Source organism: Streptomyces sp. NPDC005181 (assembly GCF_040608395.1).
Taxonomy (GTDB): domain Bacteria; phylum Actinomycetota; class Actinomycetes; order Streptomycetales; family Streptomycetaceae; genus Streptomyces.
This window is the reverse complement of record NZ_JBEXID010000003.1, coordinates 93,055-111,447: the sequence shown is the minus strand read 5'-3', so window position 1 is coordinate 111,447 and position 18,393 is coordinate 93,055. Positions and strand designations below refer to the sequence as shown.

At 70.9% G+C, this 18,393-nt stretch carries 16 protein-coding genes; 5 read left to right on the top strand and 11 right to left on the bottom strand.

Going from position 1 to position 18,393, the window contains the following annotated elements; all coding sequences use genetic code 11:
• The first annotated feature begins 141 nt into the window (after window positions 1-141).
• Entirely contained in the window at window positions 142-1,188 is a 1,047-nt protein-coding gene (locus ABZV38_RS03530; RefSeq protein ID WP_356324108.1) for a PAC2 family protein, read from the top strand.
• Window positions 1,189-1,257: 69 nt separating this feature from the next.
• Here ABZV38_RS03530 and ABZV38_RS03525 read toward each other — a convergent pair whose 3' ends face one another.
• The 5 genes from ABZV38_RS03525 to ABZV38_RS03505 form a co-directional block, all read right to left on the bottom strand.
• A complete protein-coding gene (locus ABZV38_RS03525) occupies window positions 1,258-4,305 on the bottom strand; it encodes an NPCBM/NEW2 domain-containing protein (RefSeq protein WP_356324106.1) in 3,048 nt (1,015 codons plus the stop codon).
• 119 nt (window positions 4,306-4,424) lie between these two features.
• Entirely contained in the window at window positions 4,425-5,654 is a 1,230-nt protein-coding gene (gene mshC / locus ABZV38_RS03520; protein WP_356324104.1) for a cysteine--1-D-myo-inosityl 2-amino-2-deoxy-alpha-D-glucopyranoside ligase, read from the bottom strand.
• Window positions 5,655-5,983: 329 nt separating this feature from the next.
• Complete coding sequence (locus tag ABZV38_RS03515; RefSeq protein WP_356324101.1) at window positions 5,984-6,829, bottom strand: SCO1664 family protein; 846 nt, start codon at window positions 6,827-6,829, stop codon at window positions 5,984-5,986.
• Complete coding sequence (locus tag ABZV38_RS03510; RefSeq protein WP_356324099.1) at window positions 6,793-7,383, bottom strand: DUF3090 domain-containing protein; 591 nt, start codon at window positions 7,381-7,383, stop codon at window positions 6,793-6,795. Before ABZV38_RS03510 ends, ABZV38_RS03515 begins: the two co-directional genes overlap by 37 nt.
• A gap of 104 nt (window positions 7,384-7,487) precedes the next feature.
• The gene (locus ABZV38_RS03505) at window positions 7,488-8,186 is read right to left on the bottom strand and encodes a histidine phosphatase family protein (protein ID WP_356324097.1); all 699 of its coding nucleotides are present in this window, start codon (window positions 8,184-8,186) and stop codon (window positions 7,488-7,490) included.
• A gap of 59 nt (window positions 8,187-8,245) precedes the next feature.
• Here ABZV38_RS03505 and corA point away from each other — a divergent pair, with 59 nt between their 5' ends.
• Window positions 8,246-9,241, top strand: coding sequence for a magnesium/cobalt transporter CorA (gene corA / locus ABZV38_RS03500; RefSeq protein ID WP_356324095.1), 996 nt, complete (start codon window positions 8,246-8,248; stop codon window positions 9,239-9,241).
• A gap of 64 nt (window positions 9,242-9,305) precedes the next feature.
• Here the strand turns inward: corA and ABZV38_RS03495 are convergent, their stop codons facing one another.
• Both ABZV38_RS03495 and ABZV38_RS03490 read right to left on the bottom strand, forming a co-directional pair.
• Complete coding sequence (locus tag ABZV38_RS03495; protein WP_356324093.1) at window positions 9,306-10,094, bottom strand: ferritin-like domain-containing protein; 789 nt, start codon at window positions 10,092-10,094, stop codon at window positions 9,306-9,308.
• A 199-nt stretch (window positions 10,095-10,293) separates the two neighbouring features.
• Complete coding sequence (locus ABZV38_RS03490) at window positions 10,294-11,343, bottom strand: LLM class F420-dependent oxidoreductase (protein ID WP_356324091.1); 1,050 nt, start codon at window positions 11,341-11,343, stop codon at window positions 10,294-10,296.
• A 140-nt stretch (window positions 11,344-11,483) separates the two neighbouring features.
• Between ABZV38_RS03490 and ABZV38_RS03485 the strand changes: the two genes are divergently transcribed.
• Both ABZV38_RS03485 and ABZV38_RS03480 read left to right on the top strand, forming a co-directional pair.
• A complete protein-coding gene (locus tag ABZV38_RS03485) occupies window positions 11,484-12,467 on the top strand; it encodes an aldo/keto reductase (RefSeq protein WP_356324089.1) in 984 nt (327 codons plus the stop codon).
• Window positions 12,464-14,719, top strand: coding sequence for an ATP-dependent RecD-like DNA helicase (locus tag ABZV38_RS03480; RefSeq protein WP_356324087.1), 2,256 nt, complete (start codon window positions 12,464-12,466; stop codon window positions 14,717-14,719). The genes ABZV38_RS03485 and ABZV38_RS03480 overlap by 4 nt, the downstream gene beginning before the upstream one ends.
• A gap of 63 nt (window positions 14,720-14,782) precedes the next feature.
• On the opposite strand, the gene ABZV38_RS03475 is transcribed toward ABZV38_RS03480, so the two are convergent.
• Entirely contained in the window at window positions 14,783-15,442 is a 660-nt protein-coding gene (locus ABZV38_RS03475; RefSeq protein WP_356324085.1) for a hypothetical protein, read from the bottom strand.
• A 47-nt stretch (window positions 15,443-15,489) separates the two neighbouring features.
• Between ABZV38_RS03475 and ABZV38_RS03470 the strand changes: the two genes are divergently transcribed.
• Window positions 15,490-15,678: a DUF5703 family protein gene (locus tag ABZV38_RS03470; RefSeq protein WP_030918345.1), complete on the top strand. Its 189-nt coding sequence runs from the start codon at window positions 15,490-15,492 to the stop codon at window positions 15,676-15,678.
• Window positions 15,679-15,747: 69 nt separating this feature from the next.
• Here ABZV38_RS03470 and ABZV38_RS03465 read toward each other — a convergent pair whose 3' ends face one another.
• The 3 genes from ABZV38_RS03465 to ABZV38_RS03455 form a co-directional block, all read right to left on the bottom strand.
• Window positions 15,748-16,512, bottom strand: coding sequence for a chaplin (locus tag ABZV38_RS03465; RefSeq protein WP_356324083.1), 765 nt, complete (start codon window positions 16,510-16,512; stop codon window positions 15,748-15,750).
• 137 nt (window positions 16,513-16,649) lie between these two features.
• On the bottom strand, window positions 16,650-16,883 hold the full coding sequence (gene chpH / locus ABZV38_RS03460; protein ID WP_356324081.1) for a chaplin ChpH: 234 nt from the start codon (window positions 16,881-16,883) through the stop codon (window positions 16,650-16,652).
• A gap of 142 nt (window positions 16,884-17,025) precedes the next feature.
• Window positions 17,026-18,351, bottom strand: a complete 1,326-nt coding sequence (locus ABZV38_RS03455; RefSeq protein WP_356324079.1) for a M20/M25/M40 family metallo-hydrolase — start codon at window positions 18,349-18,351, stop codon at window positions 17,026-17,028.
• Window positions 18,352-18,393 lie beyond the last annotated feature (42 nt).

Below are 18,393 nucleotides of genomic sequence, written 5' to 3'. Positions count from 1 at the left end.
TTCGGAGACTGATGCCCTGGTTGGACTCGTGACGCACCCCGTGGGGGCAGATTCACCCGGCCGTGCGCAGGGGCTGCGGCGAGCGAGGCCGGAAGCCGTAAGGTTGGTGCGTACGCAAGGGAACTTCGGAAGGAGGCCTGGGTGATCGAGCTCGAGGGGGTTCCCGAGCTGATCGACCCGGTCATGGTGGCCGCGTTCGAGGGATGGAACGACGCAGGTGACGCCGCTTCCACAGCGGTCGCGCACCTGGACCGGGAGTGGAAGGGCGAGGTGTTCGCGGCGCTCGACGCCGAGGACTACTACGACTTCCAGGTCAACCGGCCGACGGTCTGGCTGGACGGCGGGGTACGCAAGATCACCTGGCCCACCACCCGGCTCTCCGTGGTCCGCGTCGGCGGGGACAAGCCCCGCGATCTCGTCCTGGTCCGCGGCATCGAGCCGTCGATGCGCTGGCGCTCGTTCTGCAACGAGCTCCTGGGCTTCGCCCATGAGCTGGGCGTGGAGATGGTGGTGGTCCTGGGCGCGCTGCTCGGCGACACCCCGCACACCCGCCCCGTGCCGGTCAGCGGAGTCACCTCCGACCCGGATCTGGCGCGGACCATGGACCTGGAGGAGACCCGGTACGAGGGCCCGACGGGCATCGTCGGCATCCTCCAGGAGGCCTGCACGCATGCCGGTGTGCCCGCGGTGAGCCTGTGGGCGGCGGTGCCGCACTATGTGTCGCAACCGCCCAACCCGAAGGCGACCATGGCGCTGCTGAACCGGCTGGAGGACCTGATCGGGCTGCGCATCCCCTTGGGCGAGCTGCCCGAGGACGCGCGGGCCTGGCAGGTCGGGGTCGACCAACTGGCCGCCGAGGACAGCGAAGTGGCCGAGTATGTGCAGACGCTGGAGGAAGCCAGGGACACCGCGGAGCTTCCCGAGGCATCGGGCGAGGCCATCGCCCGGGAGTTCGAGCGGTATCTGCGGCGCCGGGACGGCGCGCCCGGCCAGGCGCCTGGCGGGCATGCGACGGAGAGCGGCGACGCCTCGTATCTGCGCGACACGTCGAGCGGCCGGACCAGGCCGCCGAAGCCGCCCAAGCCGGGGCCGCCGCCGGGGGCCACGGGCGAGTCCGCTCAGGACCAGTCCTCCGACGACGACACCGGTCCCGGTCCCGAGGATTCATCAGATTCATCGGAGGACTGAGGAACGGCCCGGCCGTCTGTCACGGCCGTTCGAGCGCCGGGCGGGTCAGACCCGCCCGGCGCTCCGCTGTCAGGAACAGCTGAACCGCGCCGCGGCCCAGTCCCCGTGGTCACCGGTCTTGGAACCGTTGGTGTCGGTGACCTTCAGGTGCACATGGCGCGCACCGGCGACGTCCACCTCGACCGGCACGGTCGCCGACGCCCCGGTCACCTTCGGCGACGTCCACAGCACCTTGCCGTCCGCCTCGACGGAGAACGCCACTTCGCCGTAGCCGTTGATCTCGTCGTCGATCCCCGCGTCGGCCGTGAACGTGGTGCAGCGCCCACCGAGATAGACCTCGATGTCCGAGTCGGCGTGGGAGCCGACCCCCTTCTCGTACGTCTTCCCGGCGAGGGTGAGGGTGTGCCCGTCGGCCGCGCCCGACTCTCCGTTGCTGCGGTCGCGCTCGGCCGGCCCGTAGCCGTTGGCCGACTTCAGCCAGACCATGTCGTTCGCCCACGTGTCGGCGGTCGGGGGCTGAGGCATCACCCCGGCCGCGAACCGCTGGACCGTGGTGCGGGCTTCACCCGCCGCCCGGTAGCGGGCGACCGCGGTGATCCGGGCCTCCCCGGCCACGGCGTCCTTCGCCGGAGTGACCGCCAGCTCGACCCGCCAGGTGGTGCCCGCAGGGATCCGGTCCACGGTCCTCGCCGGGGTGACCTGCCAGCCCTCGGGGACGTCCAGGGTGACCGCGGCGCCCGTCACATCAGCGCTGCCCGCCGTCACATCGACGGCCACGGTGACTTCGACTCCCGCTCCGACCTCCTGCCCGTCCGGTGCGGAGACGACGGCCGTGGCGGACGCCTTCTTGCCGCCGACGGCGCTGGTGTCCTCCAGCTTCAGGCTGAACTCCCGGTCCGTGCTCAGCGGCGTGGTCTTGATCTTCACCACACCACCGCGGTCGTCCTGGTCGTACCACCAGCCCTGCTTCGCGGTCCTGTACGCGGCCGCGGAGCCCAGCCGGGGCAGTGTGCCGTTCAGCTCGACGGCGCGCGGCGCCGACCCGGTGTGCACGCTGAACTCGTACGGCCGCCTGCGCTGCTTGCCGGTGAAGTCCCCCTTGCTCTCACCGATGTCCACGGTGATGTCGCCCGCGCCCCGGACGGGTGCACCGACGTCCGCCCGCTGGGTGGCGTACTTGCCGTCGCGGTGCCGGCGGGTGACGCCGTCGTCGTCGTACAGCGTGAAGGAGGACCTGCCCTGCGGGTAGATGTCCCAGGCCAGCGCGGAGTCGCTCGTGCGGTCCTGGTACGAGCGGATGCCCGGCCACATCGGCACACTGGCGCCGGCCTTCACGAAGAGCGGCAGGGTGTCCAGCGGGGCACTGTAGTGGTCGACGGTGGTCGGCCCCTCGTACGTCCGGCCGCTCCAGTAGTCGATCCAGGTGCCCTTCGGCAGATAGATCCCGTCGCGCCGGGTGCTGTCCTGGTAGACGGGTGCGACGAGGAAGTCCTCGCCGGACAGGAACTCGTACTTCGCCGCGTCCGTCGCCGCCTTGGGGTCGTCCGGGTATTCGAGGACGAGCGGGCGGACCATGCCGACGCCGGTCTTGGTCGCCTCGTGTGCGTACGAGTACTGGTACGGCAGCAGCGACTCCTTGAGCTTGAGGTAGTCGCGGTTGATGGTGGTGTACGGCTCGCCGTACCGGTAGGGCTGCTTGTCGCTGGGCGCCCAGCCGTCCATGGTCATCGTGGTGCCGAGGAACATCTTCCACTGCAGGTCACGGGTGTACGTCTTGGCGCTGCCGCCGAAGATGCCGTCCACGTCGCCGGTGGTGTAGGCGAGGCCGGACATCGTGGCGCCCGCGTAGGTCGGGATCTGCCAGCGGATGTAGTCCCAGGTCCCGTACTGGTCACCGGACCACTGGACGCCGCAGCGCTGTGCGCCCGACCAGCTCTCGGGGGCATAGGTGAAGCCGCGGGCGTCGCTGTTGTCCTCGATGCCCTTGTACGCGTCCTTGCAGCCGTCGAGAGCGAACTTGTAGCCCGAGCCGACCCAGGCGACATCGAGCTTGGCGACCCGCTGACCGGCCCTGACCTGGTCGGCGATCTTGTCGATGCCGTCCTCGGTCCACAGCCCGAGCTGCATGCCGCGGTCCTGGAGGCCCTTGGAGGTCTCGGCGAGGTCCTCGTAACCGCAGCCGTAGCCGTCGTTGACGAGCATCCAGCCGTTCGGCATGTCGTGCTCGACGTAACCGTCGGCGACCTTCAGAGCGTCCAGGGTGCGGCGCTCGCCGCGGTTGGCGTTGTGCAGATAGCAGTCGGCGTCGCCGATCTCCATTCCGTACACGGGCGGCAGGAAGGGCTTGCCGGTGAGCTTCGTGTACTGGCCGATGACGTCCTTGGCATCGCCGCCGGCGAAGTAGTAGGCGTCGAAGCGCTGTTCCTGCGCGCTGGTGGTCACCGGGTCGGTGAACGCGTAGGTGTTGGGTGCGTACGTGTTGCGGAAGACGCCGTATCCGGCCGAGGAGAGGTAGAACGGCACGGAGTTGGGGTGGCCTCCGTCGTCCCAGTTGTAGTCGACGCCGACCTCGACGGTCTGGCCGCGGTGCGAGGTGTTGCCGCGGCCGTTCTGCATCCCGGCGCCGTAGAACTGCTCGTCGGCGCCGCGGGCCAGGGTCTGGGTGGTCCGCTTCCCGTCCCAGCTCAGCCCCGTCACCTCGGACCAGACGAGGCTGCCGTCGGCCCGCCGGAGTTCGAAGCGCAGCGGCGCCTTGTAGGCGCGCAGCGTGATGCTGCCGGTGGAGAGTTCGTAGCGGTCGCTCCTCTCCCTCCACCGGGTGTGCGGCGGGGCGCCCTGCGGCAGGACTATGTCGTCGCCGGTCGGGTCGGAGAACGTACCGTCCGGAGCCAGTTCGATGCGGAAGGTCTCGGCGGAGACGAAGCTGACGCGGGCCTCGGCGGCGCCGGCTTCGAGGTGGTAGACGGGCCCGTCGGCGGAGAAGCCGGTGAGATCACCGACCGTCGTGGCGTCGGGCTCGGCCGACTCGGCCTGTGCGCTTCCAGGTCCCGCGAAGACGGCGACCAGTCCCAGCAGAGCTGCAACTGCCGCCACTCTGATGCGCGTTGATGATTGCATAGAGCGCTTTTAGCGCAGCCGCGAGCATTTGACCACGGACAAAACGGGACCGGCCCCGAACTTCGTGGAGAAGTCCAAGGCCGGTCAGCAGACGGAAACAGACAGGTGGTTACAACGTGCTAGAGCGCGACGCCCAGCAGCGCGTCGACGGTGCGCGAGACGAGGCCGGGTGCGCCCTCGTCGGTACCGCCCTCGGCGTTCTGGCGCTCGGCCCAGCGGTCGACGGCGGCCAGGGCGGCCGGGGCGTCCAGGTCGTCGGCGAGGGCCTCGCGGACCTCCTCGACCAGGGCGTCGGCGGACAGCCCGTCGGGTCGGGAGACGGCGGCACGCCACCGTCCGAGCCGCTCGACGGCGTCGGCGAGCACCCGGTCGGTCCACTCCCAGTCCGACCGGTAGTGGTGCGAGAGGAGGGCCAGCCGGATCGCGGCCGGGTCCACACCGTCCCGGCGCAGCGCCGACACGAAGACCAGGTTGCCCCGGGACTTCGACATCTTCTCGCCGTCCAGGGCGACCATTCCGGCGTGCACGTACGCCTGTGCGAACGGGTGCTCGCCGGTCAGCACCTGGGCGTGCGAGGCGCCCATCTCGTGGTGCGGAAAAGCAAGGTCGGACCCGCCTCCCTGGACGTCGAAGCCCATGCCGAGGTGGTCCAGGGCGATGGCCACGCACTCGATGTGCCAGCCGGGCCGGCCCGGGCCGAGCGAGGCCCCGTCCCAGCTCGGCTCGCCCTCACGGGCGGCCATCCACAGCATCGGGTCGAGCGGGTTCTTCTTCCCCGGGCGCTCCGGGTCGCCGCCGCGCTCTGCGGAGAGCAGCCGCATCGCCTCGGCGTCCAGGTTGGACACCTCGCCGAAGTGCGGGTCGGCCTCGACGGAGAAGTACACATCGCCGTCGAGCTCATAGGCGGCGCCGGCGTCCCGGAGCCGTTCGACGAGCGGGACGATGCCGGGTATCGCCTCCACCGCGCCGATGTAATGCTTCGGCGGAAGCATGCGCAGGGCGGTCATGTCCTCGCGGAAGAGGGCCGTCTCGCGTTCGGCGAGCTCGGTCCAGTCCTGACCGTCGCGCACGGCCCGCTCCAGCAGCGGATCGTCCACGTCGGTCACATTCTGGACATAGTGAACCTGCCGCTTGGTGTCGAGCCACACGCGCTGAACGAGGTCGAACGCGTTGTAGGTCGCCGCATGACCCATGTGGGTCGCGTCGTACGGCGTGATGCCGCAGACGTAGATGCGGGCGACGGGACCGGGGTCAAGGGTGATCCGTCCGCCGGTCGCGGTGTCGTGGATCCGAAGGTCGCGGCCCTTGCCAGGCAGGGCGGGGACCTCAGAAGCGGGCCAGGCATGCATGTCATGAGCGTAACCGGACGTTGCTTCCGGATACGAACCGGATGCGGGATCCTGGCCGGAGAGGCGGTCTTGCGCGTGCAGGGTGTTCTCTCTCCACCCCGCCCCTTCCCCGCCGGGGCACGGCCCCGAACCCCCTGAAAGAAGCCCTCGAACGCCGGGGGCCGAAAAGATGTCCTCGGTCGCCGGACCCGCCCGATGTGGCCACCCCAGCAGTTTCAGCCGGACCGGCCGTCCCGGCTGCTCGCGCCCTCCGGCATCGGAGAAGCGGGGTCCGGGGCGGAGCCCCGGTTCCGGGAAGGGCGGACAGGGGAACAGCAATGCCCCGCTCGTCACACCGGCGGCCACGGTATGGACGGCCACCCCCCACTCGGTTCCGGATGCCGTCCCGCCACCCGCAACCCCTCCACCCTCCCCCGCAACGCATCGACCTCCACCGCAGTGATCAGCTCCGCCAGTCGAGTGACCAGCGCCGTCCCCGGCACGAGCTCCTCCGCCAACCGCCCCAGCACCCCGACGGCCTCGGTCGTCAACCGCTCGCCCGCCCACCCCCACAGCAGCGTGCGCAGCTTGTCGTCCGCGTTGAATGTCACACCGTGGTCGATGCCGTACAGCCGGCCGCCCGGCGCGGGCAGCAGGTGACCGCCCTTGCGGTCGCCGTTGTTGATCACCGCGTCGAGCACCGCGATCCTCCGCAGCCGCGGGTCGTCCGCGTGCACCAGCAGGGCCGTCTTCCCCTCGCCCACCTCGGCAAGGGCGACAGCCTTCCACCCGTCCGCCGGCTCCTCGTCCTCGACGAGCGCCAGCAGCGGTGGCTCACCGCCCGCCGCGTCCTCGGCCGGCGCCTCGATCCACAGCTGGCACATGCCCTCCCCGTACGGCCCGTCCCTGAGCACGGTCGGCGGCACCAGCCCCCACCCCGTCACCTCGGAGATCTCGTACGCGGCCACCTCCCGCTGGGCGAGCGTGCCGTCGGGGAAGTCCCACAGCGGCTGTTCCCCGGCGACGGGCTTGTAGACGCAGGTACGCTCCTCGCCCTCGTACACGACGGCGCAGTAGAGCACCGCGTTGGATGCCCCCCGGACCTGGCCGAGGACGGTGAGCTGCCCCTTGGTGAGCAGGGTGACCAGCTCGGCGTCCGTCAGGCTCCCCGGCGGTATCCGTTCTGGCGCGGGCATACGTGTCCTTCCGGGTCGAGCGGCAGGCTGCACAGCGGGCACGGCGGACGACCGGCGTTGACGACGTCCAGGGCGCGCTTGGCGAACGCGCGGGCCTGCGCACCGCTGAGCCGGACCCGGAGCATCGGCGGACCGTTCTCCTCGTCCTGCAGCATCCGCTCCTCGGCCTCCGCGAGATCGTCGTCGGAGTCCGCGTCCAGTTCGACCAGGGCCTGCGCCTCGACGATCATGCGCTGTTCCTCGCCGTCCCAGGCGAGTGCCATGGTGCCGACCCGGAACTCCTCCTCGACGGGCGCGTCGAGGGGCGCGGTGTCGGTGACATCCATGGGCGCCACGGCGGGCACCGGTGAATTGCCGCCGGTCCGCCGCACCACCTCGTCGAGGAGTTCGTCGATCCGTTCGGCGAGTGCGGCGACCTGGGTCTTCTCCAGGGCCACGCTGGTGACACGTCCGCCTGAGGAGGCCTGCAGGAAGAACGTACGACGTCCAGGCAGCCCGACCGTACCGGCCACGAAGCGGTCCGGGGGGTCGTAGAGGAACACCTGACGGGACACGTCCTGTCTCCCTTGAGTATTGACGGCAAATGAGGGGCGGCCGGGGTCCGGGGAGTCCCCCGGCAAGGGCGCCTACGGCGCGTCCACCCTACTGCCCGGAGCGATCACGGCGCCCCAGCGCCGCCCCCGACCGTCGCATCCGTATCCGCATCGGTCCCTGCGCTCTGCTCGCGCGGCTCCAGCGAGGCGAAGTCCCCGGTGTCGCCGAGCCGCAACAGGAAGGGCCGCAGCCGGGTGTACCGGATCGCAGTGACCGAGCAGGGTTCGGCCTGGATCCGCTGGAAGAGGTCGAGGTGCATCCCGAGCGCGTCGGCGACGAGGGACTTGATGATGTCGCCGTGCGAGCACATCACGTACACGGCTCCGTCGCCGTGCTCGGCCTCGATCCGGGCGTTCCAGTCCCGTACCGCGTCGACTGCACGCGCCTGCATGGCGCGCATCGACTCACCGCCGGGGAACGCCGCGGCCGAGGGGTGCTGCTGCACGACGGCCATCAGCGGCTCGTCGGTGAGTTCCGCGAGTTTGCGCCCCGCCCAGTCGCCGTAGTCGCACTCGCTGATCCGCTCCTCGGTGTGCAGCGGCAGCCCGGGCCGGGCGTCGAGCAGCGGCTGCAGGGTCTCCCGGCACCGCTGCAGGGGGCTGCTGACGGCGGCGGCGAGGGGCAGTGAGGCGAGTCGCCCGGGCAGCGCGGCGGCCTGCGCGGCACCGCGCTCGTCGAGCGCGACACCGGGGGTCCGGCCCGCAAGCACCCCGGCCGTGTTGGCGGTGGAGCGTCCGTGGCGTACGAGGATCAGGGTGGGCATACCGGCCAGCGTAGGCCGACGCTCCCGGGAAGGTGCGTCAGGGGCCGGAGCAGGGAAGAATGCGCGCCGTGATTGTGGACTGTGCCATCTACCGGGACGGGCGTCGTACCGACGGACCCGCCGATTTCTCCGATGCCCTCGACGAGGCACGGGCCGCCGGGGACGCTTTTCTCTGGATCGGACTGCATGAGCCCACGGAGAAGGAGTTCGACCTCGTCAGCAGCGAGTTCGGGCTGCACCCGCTGGCTGTGGAGGACGCGCTGCGCGCGCACCAGCGGCCCAAGCTGGAGGTGTACGACGACTCCCTGTTCGTGGTGATCAAGCCGGTGGTGTACGAGCCGGAGGGCGACACGGTCGCCACCGACGACCTGATGGTCTTCATAGGCGATTTGTTCGTCGTGACGGTCCGGCACGGGGAGGGTGCGCCCCTCGCCGAGGTACGCCGTCGGCTGGAGGCCGAACCGGAGGTGCTCAAACACGGGCCGACCGCGGTGCTGTACGCGGTCAGCGACGCCGTCGTCGACCACTACATCGATGTGGCCGCCGAGCTCCAGGTCGACCTGGAGGAGCTGGAGACCGAGGTGTTCGCACCGAGCAGCAGCGTGGACACCAAGAACACCGCATCGCGCATCTACACCTTCAAGCGGCAGGTGCTGGAGTACCGCCGGGCCACCGGTCCGTTGAGCGCGCCCATGGGTCGGCTGGCGGGCGCCAGTGTGCCGTTCGTCGACGAGCACTCGCAGCCGTTCTTCCGGGACGTGAGCGACCATCTGACGCGCGCCAACGAGCATGTGGAGGGGCTGGACCGGCTGCTCTCCGACATCCTGTCCGCACATCTGGCGCAGACGGGGCTGCGCCAGAACGACGACATGCGGAAGATCTCGGCCTGGGCGGCCATGGCTGCCGTGCCGACCATGGTGGCGGGGATCTACGGCATGAACTTCGACCACATGCCGGAGCTGCACTGGGTGTGGACCTATCCGACGGTGATCGTGCTGATGGGCTGTGCGGTCTTCGGCCTGTATCGCCTGTTCAAGCGCCGCGGCTGGCTCTGAGGCGGCAGACGGACCTTGCGACGCGGGCGGACGGACGCCCGACGGACGTCCCGGACGGTGCGGCTCAGGCGTACTCGGGCGCCGGGACCGGCGGGCCGCCCAGCGCGTCGGGCCGCTCGGGCGGTGCCAGGCTGACCATGCGCCGCCAGCCGACGAGGCGTTCGTACGCGTAGACGGCTCGGATCCCGGCGGCCAGCACCGCCACCTTGGTCCGCGGCCAGCCCAGGATGCGGCCCATGCGGTCCATCACCGCGAGGCTGACGTCGCGGTACACCCGGATCTCGGTGAGAGCGCACTCCCGCAGGATGCGCTGGATCGTACGGCCGTGCCCGGACCGGGCGAGGCGGAGCAACTCCTCGTGGCAGTAGGACAGATGGTTGTCCTCGTCGTTCGAGATCATCTTCACCGCGCGGCCCAGGTCGGGGTGGTCGGCAAAGTATCTGAGGAGCAGTTGCATCTGTTCGGAGGCGCGCTGCTCGGTGACTCTGCTGTGCGCGAGATACGTGATGATGTCCTGCTCGGTGAGCGGTTCGTCGCGGTTCAGCTGCTCGTGGGCGAGGCCGATGCCGTGCTTCTCCAGGAGCATCGTGTAATCGGTCTCGTGCGGCACCTCGACCGGCCGCAGACCGCGCCTCTTCAGCAGGGCATGGAAGATCCGGCCGTGCTTGTCCTCGTCGGCGCCGTGCCGGGCGATCTTGGGCACCAGGGCACGCTGGCTCTCGGGGGCGAGGGCCGCGATGCGGCCGTTCTCCCAGCCGCCCTGGGACTCGCCTCCGGCGGCGATGGAGCAGAAGAGCCGGAACGACTCGTCGTTGTCGAGAATCTCCTGGAACAGGTTCTTTGCCGAGAGCATCGCTGGCGCCTCCGTGCCGGTGTCCGCAGAAGGAAAGTCAAATGCGCTACGGCGAAGTAGGCAACAGGAGCCAGGTGCGACAGGGCCGAACGGGCGGATCGCGTAACCGATGACGGCGTGGCGCGTTGTGCTGCGTAACGGCCGTGGCGGGGAAGACCCCCGAGCCCCCACCACGGCCGTAGTGATGTCCGCGCAGGCGTTACGCGAGGCCGGACAGCTCCAGGGCGTCCGTACCGGCGCGCAGGGCGGCGAGCCGCTCGTCGAGCGTGAAGCCGGCCGGGGCGAGGGTCAGCGTGGTGACACCGGCGGCGGCGTAGGCCTGCATCCGCTCGGCGATCCGCTCGACCGAACCGAGCAGCGTGGTCTGGTCGATCAGCTGGTGCGGTACGGCGGCCGCGGCGCCGCTCTTGTCGCCGGACAGATACTTGTCCTGGATCTCGGCGGCTTCCTTCTCATACCCCATGCGCTGGGCGAGCTGGTTGTAGAAGTTCTGCTTGCGGCTGCCCATGCCGCCGACGTACAGCGCGGTGTACGGGCGGAACATGTCGGCGAGCCCGTTGATGTCGTCACCGACGGCCAGCGGCAGCGTCGGGCAGACGTCGAAGCCCTCCATGGTCTTCCCGGTCTTCTCGCGGCCCGCCCTCAGGTGCTTCACGGCGGTGTCCTCGAGGTGTTCGGCGGACGGGAAGATCAGCAGCGCACCGTCGGCGATCTCGCCGGTCTGTTCCAGGTTCTTCGGGCCGATCGCGGCGATGTAGAGGGGAATGTGCTCGCGCTGCGGGTGGACGGTCAGCTTGATGGGCTTGCCCGGGCCGTCCGGGAGCGGGAGCGTCCAGTGCTCGCCCTCGTACGAGAGCCGTTCGCGGGACATCGCCCGGCGGACGATCTCCACGTACTCACGGGTGCGGGCCAGCGGCTTGTCGAACTTGACGCCGTACCAGCCCTCGGAGACCTGCGGTCCCGACACGCCGAGGCCGAGGCGGAACCTGCCGCCGGAGAGCGAGTCGAGGGTGGCGGCGGTCATCGCCGTCATGGCAGGCTGACGGGCCGGGATCTGCATGATGGCGGAGCCGACGTCGATGGACTCGGTCTGCGCGGCGACCCAGGTCAGCACGGTCGGGGCGTCGGAGCCGTACGCCTCGGCCGCCCAGCAGACGTCGTAGCCGAGCCGGTCGGCCTCCTGGGCAACGGCGAGGTTGTCGCCGTCCATGCCCGCGCCCCAGTAACCGAGATTGATGCCGAGCCGCATAGCCGCTCCCCTTACTGATCAGTAACGTCCCTGTGCCGGGGACTCTAGCGCGCGGCAACGGGATCCGGCAGTGGTGACCTGGCCGCTGGTTGTCCACAGGCTTCCGCCGAGTGGGGCTCTGGCCAGTAATCTCAGCGCCCATGGAGCAGAGGCATCTCGGCCGCACCGGCCTTCGCGTGTCCCGGATCGGGCTCGGCACCCTCACCTGGGGCCGGGACACCGACGAGCACGACGCTGCCGAACAGCTGAAGGCCTTCTGGGAGGCGGGCGGCACGCTGGTCGACACAGCCGATGTGTACGGCGGTGGCGAGGCCGAGTATCTGCTGGGCCGGCTCGTCGAGGGGCTGGTGCCGCGGCACGATCTGGTCATCGCCACGAAGGCGGGCAGTGTCGCCGATCCCTACCGCCGTTTCAACGGCTCGCGCGGGCATCTGCTGGCCGCGCTGGACGCCTCGCTGGAGCGGCTCGGTACGGACTACGTGGACTTGTGGCAGGTCCACGCCTTCGACCCGGTGACCCCGCTGGAGGAGACCCTTCAGGCGGTGGACCTGGCGGTGTCCACCGGCCGCGCCCGGTACGCGGGGGTGTCCAACTTCTGCGGCTGGCAGCTGGCCAAGGCGGCGACCTGGCAGCTCGCCTCGCCCGGGGTGCGCACCCGGCTGGCCAGTACGCAGATGGAGTACTCACTGCTGCAGCGGGGCGTGGAGCGCGAGGTGCTGCCGGCCGCACTCGATCTGGGCGTGGGGCTGCTGCCGTCGTCCCCGCTGGGCCGCGGGGTGCTGACCGGCAAGTACCGGACGGGCACCCCGGCGGACTCGCGCGGCGCCTCGGAGCTGCTGGCCCCGTTCGTCGAGCCGTATCTCGACGACCCCGCGAGCCGCATCGTGGACGCGGTGGCGACCGCGGCCGACGGTCTGGCCACGACGACCCTGCAGGTGGCGCTCGCCTGGGTCCGGGACCGGCCGGGAGTGGTGGCTCCGATCGTCGGCGCGCGCAACGCGCAGCAGCTCATGGAGGCACTGTCAGTGGAGACCCTTAGTCTTCCTGACGAGATCTGCCAGGCGCTCGACGATGTGTCGGCGCCCGTGCACCGCTATCCCGACCAGGACTGGAGCACGCTGTGACTGCGCTTCCCCGGGGGGAAACCCCCGGCCCCTCGGCCGCCGCCGACGACGACACCGCTGCCGCCGCACCCGACCCGTCCGCCGAGGACGGGGGAGGCGACACGAGCGGGACGGCGACGGACACCGAGGCGGAGGAGACAGAAGGGACGGACGCGGCCGGTGCAGCGGACTCCACCGACGCCGCCGATGGCGAGGCGGCCGCCGCCGCGCCCTCCGAGGCCGCGGCCGAGCTCGCCGCCCAGCGTGAGCTGCGGGAGCGGATCGAGAAGCGCAAGGCCGAGAAGGACGGTCCCATCGCGGCCGGCGCCAAGCTGAGCGGACCGGCCGCCGACCTGCTGGCGGCGGTACGTGCCGTGGAGAGCGGCGAGAAGCCCGGTGCGGCGTTCTTCGACGCGTCCGCGCCCGCCCCCCGCCGGGCCGCTCCCGCACCCGCACCCGCGCCGGTGCGCCCCCGCGCACCCGAGCCGGTCCGCGCGCCGCAGGGCGCCTCGGCGGAGGCAGTCGCCGCGGTGTCGGCCGTGCTGGCCGAGGGCGGGGCTCCGAAGGCTCTGGCGGGCCCGGCGGCACAGACGCTCGGCGCTCAGGCGGCCGAGGCGCTGCGTGAGGATCCATGGCAGCTGCTGGCCGTCGCCGGAGTCCGGCCGGAGCAGGCCGACGGCTTCGCACGGGCGCTGCTGGGCGCCGCCTGCGGTCCGGACGACGAGCGGCGGACGGCGGCGCTGGTCTGCTGGCTGCTGGAGCGCGCCGCGCTGCAGGGGCACACCGCGCTGGACGCCTCTGCGGTGCGTGCCGCGCTCGCCGAGCGTGCGGTGACCGACCCCGAGGCAGCCGTGCAGCACGCTGTCGCCGAGGGCGTCGTGCTGGTGTTCCAGGAGGGTCTGGACGAGCTGGACGACGAGGGGGCCGAGGAGCTCGCGGAGTCCGGCGAGCACGCCGAGGACGCCGAGGACGGCGCCGGCGCCGGGGCCGGGCAGGAGCCGCCACAGGTGCTGCTCGGCCTCGACCGGTACGCGCTCGCCGAGGAGAGTCTCGCCGACGGTCTGGCCCGGCTGGTCAACGCCTGTGAGAAGGACGCCGACTGGTCGGAGGCGGCCGCGGCCGCCGGTTCTCCGTCGGCCGCCGAGCTGATCCGCACGGTCGCCGCCGTTGGTCTCGTCGCGCACACCGGCGGCGAGGCGGCCAGGGCCGAACCCGCCGCGCTGATCACTGCCGCCCGTTCCCTCGGGCTGCGGGCCATCGGCGCCGCCCACAGCCTGGACGGCAGACGGCGGCTGGCCGAGGCGCTCGACGACCCGTCGGCGGCCGTCACCCTCACCGGACTGCTCTCCGGTGCGGATGGCCCGGGCCGGGACGAGGACGGAGCGATCGCCGTCGACGTAATGGTCGTGCTGGACGCCCCGCAGCTGGATGTCGAGACGGCCGCGATCCTGGTGGAGTCGCTCGCCGACGGCACCAGGCTGGTGCTGAGCGGCGATCCGGGGGTGCTGGGCTCGGCCGGCGCGGGCCGGGTGTTCGCGGATGTGCTGGCCGCCCGCGCGTGCCCGCAGGTCGTCTCCCGTACGCCGGATCCCGGTCCGATCGGCGAGCTGGTCTCCGGCATCGGCATCGGTGAGCTGAACCAGGTGGAAGCGCCCGGCAAGGAAGTGGTGATCGTCCCGGTGCACGACGCGGGCGAGGCGGTGCACCGCACCGTGCAGCTGGTCGCCGACTCGGTGCCGCGCGCCATCGGCGTACCGCCGGCGGACACGCAGGTGATCACCGTCGGGCACGGCGGCTCGGCAGGCACCCGGGCGCTCAACGCGGCGCTCAAGCAGCGGCTGAACGCCGGTCCCGGGCGGTTCGGCGGTTTCGACCCGGGTGACAGGGTCGTGCACGTCCCGACGCCCGGCAGAACGGTCCCCGGTGTGGTCGTCTCGGCCGACGCCGAGGGCCTGCATCTGGACTGCGCGGGCACGCCGGTCGTCGTACCGCAGGAGCGGGTGGAGTCGTCGGTACGCCACGGCTGGGCCCTCAGCGCCCACCAGGCGGCCGGAATGCGGTGGCCGGCGGTGGTCGTCGTGCTGCCCGGTGACGCCGCGCAGGGGCTGAGCCGGGCGTGGGTGTACACGGCGTTCAGCCGTGGGGAGCGGCATCTGTCCGTGGTGCACGGGGTGGACCAGGCGCTGCCGCGCGCGGTGGCCCAGTCCCCGTCCCAGGACCGCACGACCCGGCTGCGCGCCCTGCTGGAGGCGCTGCCGACGGCCACTGGCTAGCACCGGAGGACCGGAGGACCGCACAGGACAGCGGTCAGGTCCTCCGGCTCGTCGGCGAGGGGATCAGGAGCTGTCGGCCGCCAGGTCGTCCAGCTCCTCGTCGAGGTCCTCCTCGTCGAAGACGGAGCTGACGTCGAAGCGGCAGACCACCAGCTGCGGGTCGGCCTCGTCGAAGGGGGCGCTGAGCCACTCCCCCGCCTCGGAAAGCTCCTCGGCCGCCGAGACCCAGAGCGTGGAGTCGCCCTCCTCCAGGCCGAACTCCTGATGCCGGGAGGCGATCTCGTCCGGTTCGTACTCGCCGAAGAGCACACCGAGCGCCGCATGGACACTGGCTCCGGCCACGGCGCCGGTCCCTGTGCCGCGGTCGCCCGGGTCCGCGTCGGCGATCCGCTGCGCCTGTGCGAGCAGCCGGGGCGGCTCCACCACCGCGTAGTCGCGACGGATCAGCACACTGAGGGCTTTCGGCTCCTCGGGTCCGGTGTACGGCGGCATGGAGTCGTCGACGCCGGGGATCTCGAAGGGGGTGACCTCGTCGTAGCGGTCGTAGAGGAGTTCGTCGTAGACCTCGGCCGCAGCGGCCAGTGCGTTGAACGCGTCGTAGACGGCCGGGTCGTCGTCCCCGGACCGGCGCTCGACCGCCTCGAGGTGATGGTCGAGCGCGGCTTTGACGGCATCGGCGGCGGCGCGTACCTCGGCAGCGGTGGGCTGCGCAGCATCAGACATAGTGCAGACGCTATCCGTACACGGCCTCTGCTTGCACAATAGATGCGATGCCGGAATACGAATTTGTCGACGTGTACGTGCCGCGCGGGGTGTCCCGGAAGGAGACGGCCCGCCTGCTGACCGACCATGCCGAGTACGGGCACTGGGAGTTGGACCGACTGACGCTGCGCCGTGACGGCAGCCGCCGGGTGCGGCTGCGCCGACGGATCATCCGCCAGCTGCGCGCCACCTGGTGAGACGGAGCGGGCCCCGCATCTGCGGGGCCCGCTCGTTTCGTTCCGCCTGTGCCGGTGTTCGCCGTGCCGCTACGCGGACATGCGGGAGCGGCGGTACAGCACCGTGCCCGCGCCCGCCAGCAGCAGGCCCGCGCTCGCCGGGACGAGCAGGTCGAGCCCGCCCGCTCCGGTGTGCGCGAGCTCGACTGCTTGGGGCTCGGGCGCATTCGGGGCGGTGGGCACTCCGAACGCTGTGGGCGCCCACGGGGTGGGCGTTTCCGGGGTGTCACTCGCGACCGGCGGTGGTGCGACGTCCGGGTCGTTCTCGCAGTTGTTGCCGGAGGCGGGGTCGAGGAGTCCGCCGATGGTGATGCTGTTCCCGCAGGCGTTCACGGGGATGTCGATGGGCGCCTGGACGGTGTTGCCCGAGAGGATGCCGGGCGAGCTGTTCGTGTACCCCTCGGCGATCGCCCCGCTGCCGCTGCCGACGGCCCGGTGCTTGCCGGTCCCCGCCCGGTGATCCACTGCCGACGGGCCCTGGGCCCTGTGGTTCGCTACCCGGCTGCCGTATGCGTGGACGCCCGATCCGTGCCGGCTCGCAGTCGCGCTTCCCGAACCGTTTCCGCAGGCGTTTCCGGCCGCCGGATTGAGCAGCCCGACCACACTCACGGAGTTACCACATGCGTTGACCGGTACGTGGACCGGGATCTCGACCGAATTCCCTGACAGCACCCCCGGGGAATTCGATGCGTCGCCGGCCGCTCCCGCGTCGGCGTGCGCATAGCCACCGCTCAGCGCGAGCACTCCGCCCGCTGCCGCCATGGTGATCAGGCCTTTACGCGTGACCTGTCGCATAGGTTGTTCCTGCCTTCTACCTTCCGGAAAACCCCCGGACTTGACCGTGCGGGGGCGGAGTGCCCAGCGGCCCCGGAGTGCATGGCGTGCACCCCGGGGCCGACCGGACTCAAACCCTTACGGGTTGACGCACAACGTCAGCCGTTGACGCAGGTGTTGCCGAAGGCGGGGTTCAGCAGCCCGATCACGGAGATCGTGTTGCCGCACACGTTCACCGGCACGTGCACGGGAACCTGGATCGTGTTGCCCGAGATCACGCCGGGGCTCCCGACAGCGGCACCCTGCGCGCCCGAGTCGGCGACGGCCATGCCCGCACCCGCGAGCACCAGACCACCAGTGACTGCCGCAGCAGCTACGATCTTCTTGATCATTATTCCTCCTAGTTGGCAATGCGGCCCCAGCCGCGGACCGCACCACCTGTAACGAGGAAGAAGTAATGGGGCTACGAGCGTATGGTTCCTTTCACTCGTTCCGGTCATCTACGCACACGCTGGCGATTACCGGCGTGGTTATTCAGCAGTTGTCGATGAAACGGTCGAGCACCCGCACGCCGAATTCGAGACCGTCGACCGGCACCCGCTCGTCCACACCGTGGAACATGCCCGCGAAGTCGAGCTCCGGCGGCAGCTTCAGCGGCGCGAATCCGAAGCAGCGGATGCCGAGGTCGTCGAAGGACTTCGCGTCGGTGCCGCCGGAGAGCATGTACGGAACGGCGCGGGCGATCGGGTCCTCCGCCTTCAGCGCGACCTGCATCGCGTCGACCAGGGAGCCGTCGAAGCTGGTCTCCAGCGCCTTGTCGCCGTGGACGTCCTCGCGCCTCACCCGCGGGCCGAGGATCCGGTCCAGGTCGGCCAGGAACTCGTCCTCGAAGCCGGGCAGGTAGCGGCCGTCGACATGGGCGACGGCCTGGCCGGGGATCACGTTCACCTTGTACCCGGCGCCCAGCATGGTCGGGGCGGCCGAGTTGCGCAGGGTGGCGCCGATCATCTTGGCGATGCCGCCCAGCTTGGCGAGCGTGACGTCCATGTCCTCCGGGTCGAGCGGGGTGCCGAGCGCGTCGGACAGCTCGTCGAGGAAGGACCGTACGGTCTTGGTCACCCTGACCGGCCACTTGTGCCGCCCGAGCCGCCCCACGGCCTCGCAGAGCTCGGTGATCGCGTTGTCGTTGTTGGTCATCGAGCCGTGCCCGGCGGTGCCGTCCACGGTGAGCTTCATCCAGTGCATGCCCTTCTCGGCCGTCTCGACGAGATAGAGCCGCAGCTTCTCGTTGACCGTGAAGGAGAAGCCGCCGACCTCACCGATCGCCTCGCTGACGCCGTCGAAGAGGTCCGGGTGCTTGTCGACGAGATATCGCGCACCGTACGTACCACCGGCCTCCTCGTCGGCCAGGAACGCCAGCACGATGTCGCGCGGGGGCTTGCGGCCGCTGCGCATCCGGTCGCGGACGACCGCGAGGGTCATCGCGTCCATGTCCTTCATGTCGACCGCGCCGCGCCCCCACACGCAGCCGTCCGCGACCTCGCCCGAGAACGGGTGGTGCGTCCAGTCGACGGCGTTGGCCGGCACGACGTCGGTGTGGCCGTGGATGAGCAGCGCGGGCCTCGACGGGTCCTCGCCCTCGATCCGGGCCACGGTCGAGGCACGGCCCTTGTGGGATTCGAAGATCTTCGGTTCGAGCCCGACCTCGGCGAGCTTCTCGGCGACGTACTCGGCGGCCGCCCGTTCACCCGGACCCGAGTGGTCTCCGTAGTTACTGGTGTCGATCCGGATCAGCTCGCGGCAGAGGTCCACGACCTCGTCCTCACCGGACGGGCCGCCGACCGTGTTGGTCTCGCTCACACTGCTTCCTTCCGCTGTCACCCTGGTGCTCCCGCCCATCCT

What these genes read in the sequence shown, in the direction of transcription:
- ABZV38_RS03475 (WP_356324085.1), bottom strand. Translation starts at nt 15,442, where the DNA reads ATGTCTGATGCTGCGCAGCCCACCGCTGCCGAGGTACGCGCCGCCGCC.
- ABZV38_RS03490 (WP_356324091.1), bottom strand. Translation starts at nt 11,343, where the DNA reads ATGCGGCTCGGCATCAATCTCGGTTACTGGGGCGCGGGCATGGACGGC.
- ABZV38_RS03525 (WP_356324106.1), bottom strand. Translation starts at nt 4,305, where the DNA reads ATGCAATCATCAACGCGCATCAGAGTGGCGGCAGTTGCAGCTCTGCTG.
- mshC (WP_356324104.1), bottom strand. Translation starts at nt 5,654, where the DNA reads ATGCATGCCTGGCCCGCTTCTGAGGTCCCCGCCCTGCCTGGCAAGGGC.
- corA (WP_356324095.1), top strand. Translation starts at nt 8,246, where the DNA reads ATGCGCGCCGTGATTGTGGACTGTGCCATCTACCGGGACGGGCGTCGT.
- ABZV38_RS03495 (WP_356324093.1), bottom strand. Translation starts at nt 10,094, where the DNA reads ATGCTCTCGGCAAAGAACCTGTTCCAGGAGATTCTCGACAACGACGAG.
- ABZV38_RS03465 (WP_356324083.1), bottom strand. Translation starts at nt 16,512, where the DNA reads ATGCGACAGGTCACGCGTAAAGGCCTGATCACCATGGCGGCAGCGGGC.
- ABZV38_RS03515 (WP_356324101.1), bottom strand. Translation starts at nt 6,829, where the DNA reads ATGCCCGCGCCAGAACGGATACCGCCGGGGAGCCTGACGGACGCCGAG.
- ABZV38_RS03505 (WP_356324097.1), bottom strand. Translation starts at nt 8,186, where the DNA reads ATGCCCACCCTGATCCTCGTACGCCACGGACGCTCCACCGCCAACACG.
- ABZV38_RS03470 (WP_030918345.1), top strand. Translation starts at nt 15,490, where the DNA reads ATGCCGGAATACGAATTTGTCGACGTGTACGTGCCGCGCGGGGTGTCC.
- ABZV38_RS03485 (WP_356324089.1), top strand. Translation starts at nt 11,484, where the DNA reads ATGGAGCAGAGGCATCTCGGCCGCACCGGCCTTCGCGTGTCCCGGATC.
- chpH (WP_356324081.1), bottom strand. Translation starts at nt 16,883, where the DNA reads ATGATCAAGAAGATCGTAGCTGCTGCGGCAGTCACTGGTGGTCTGGTG.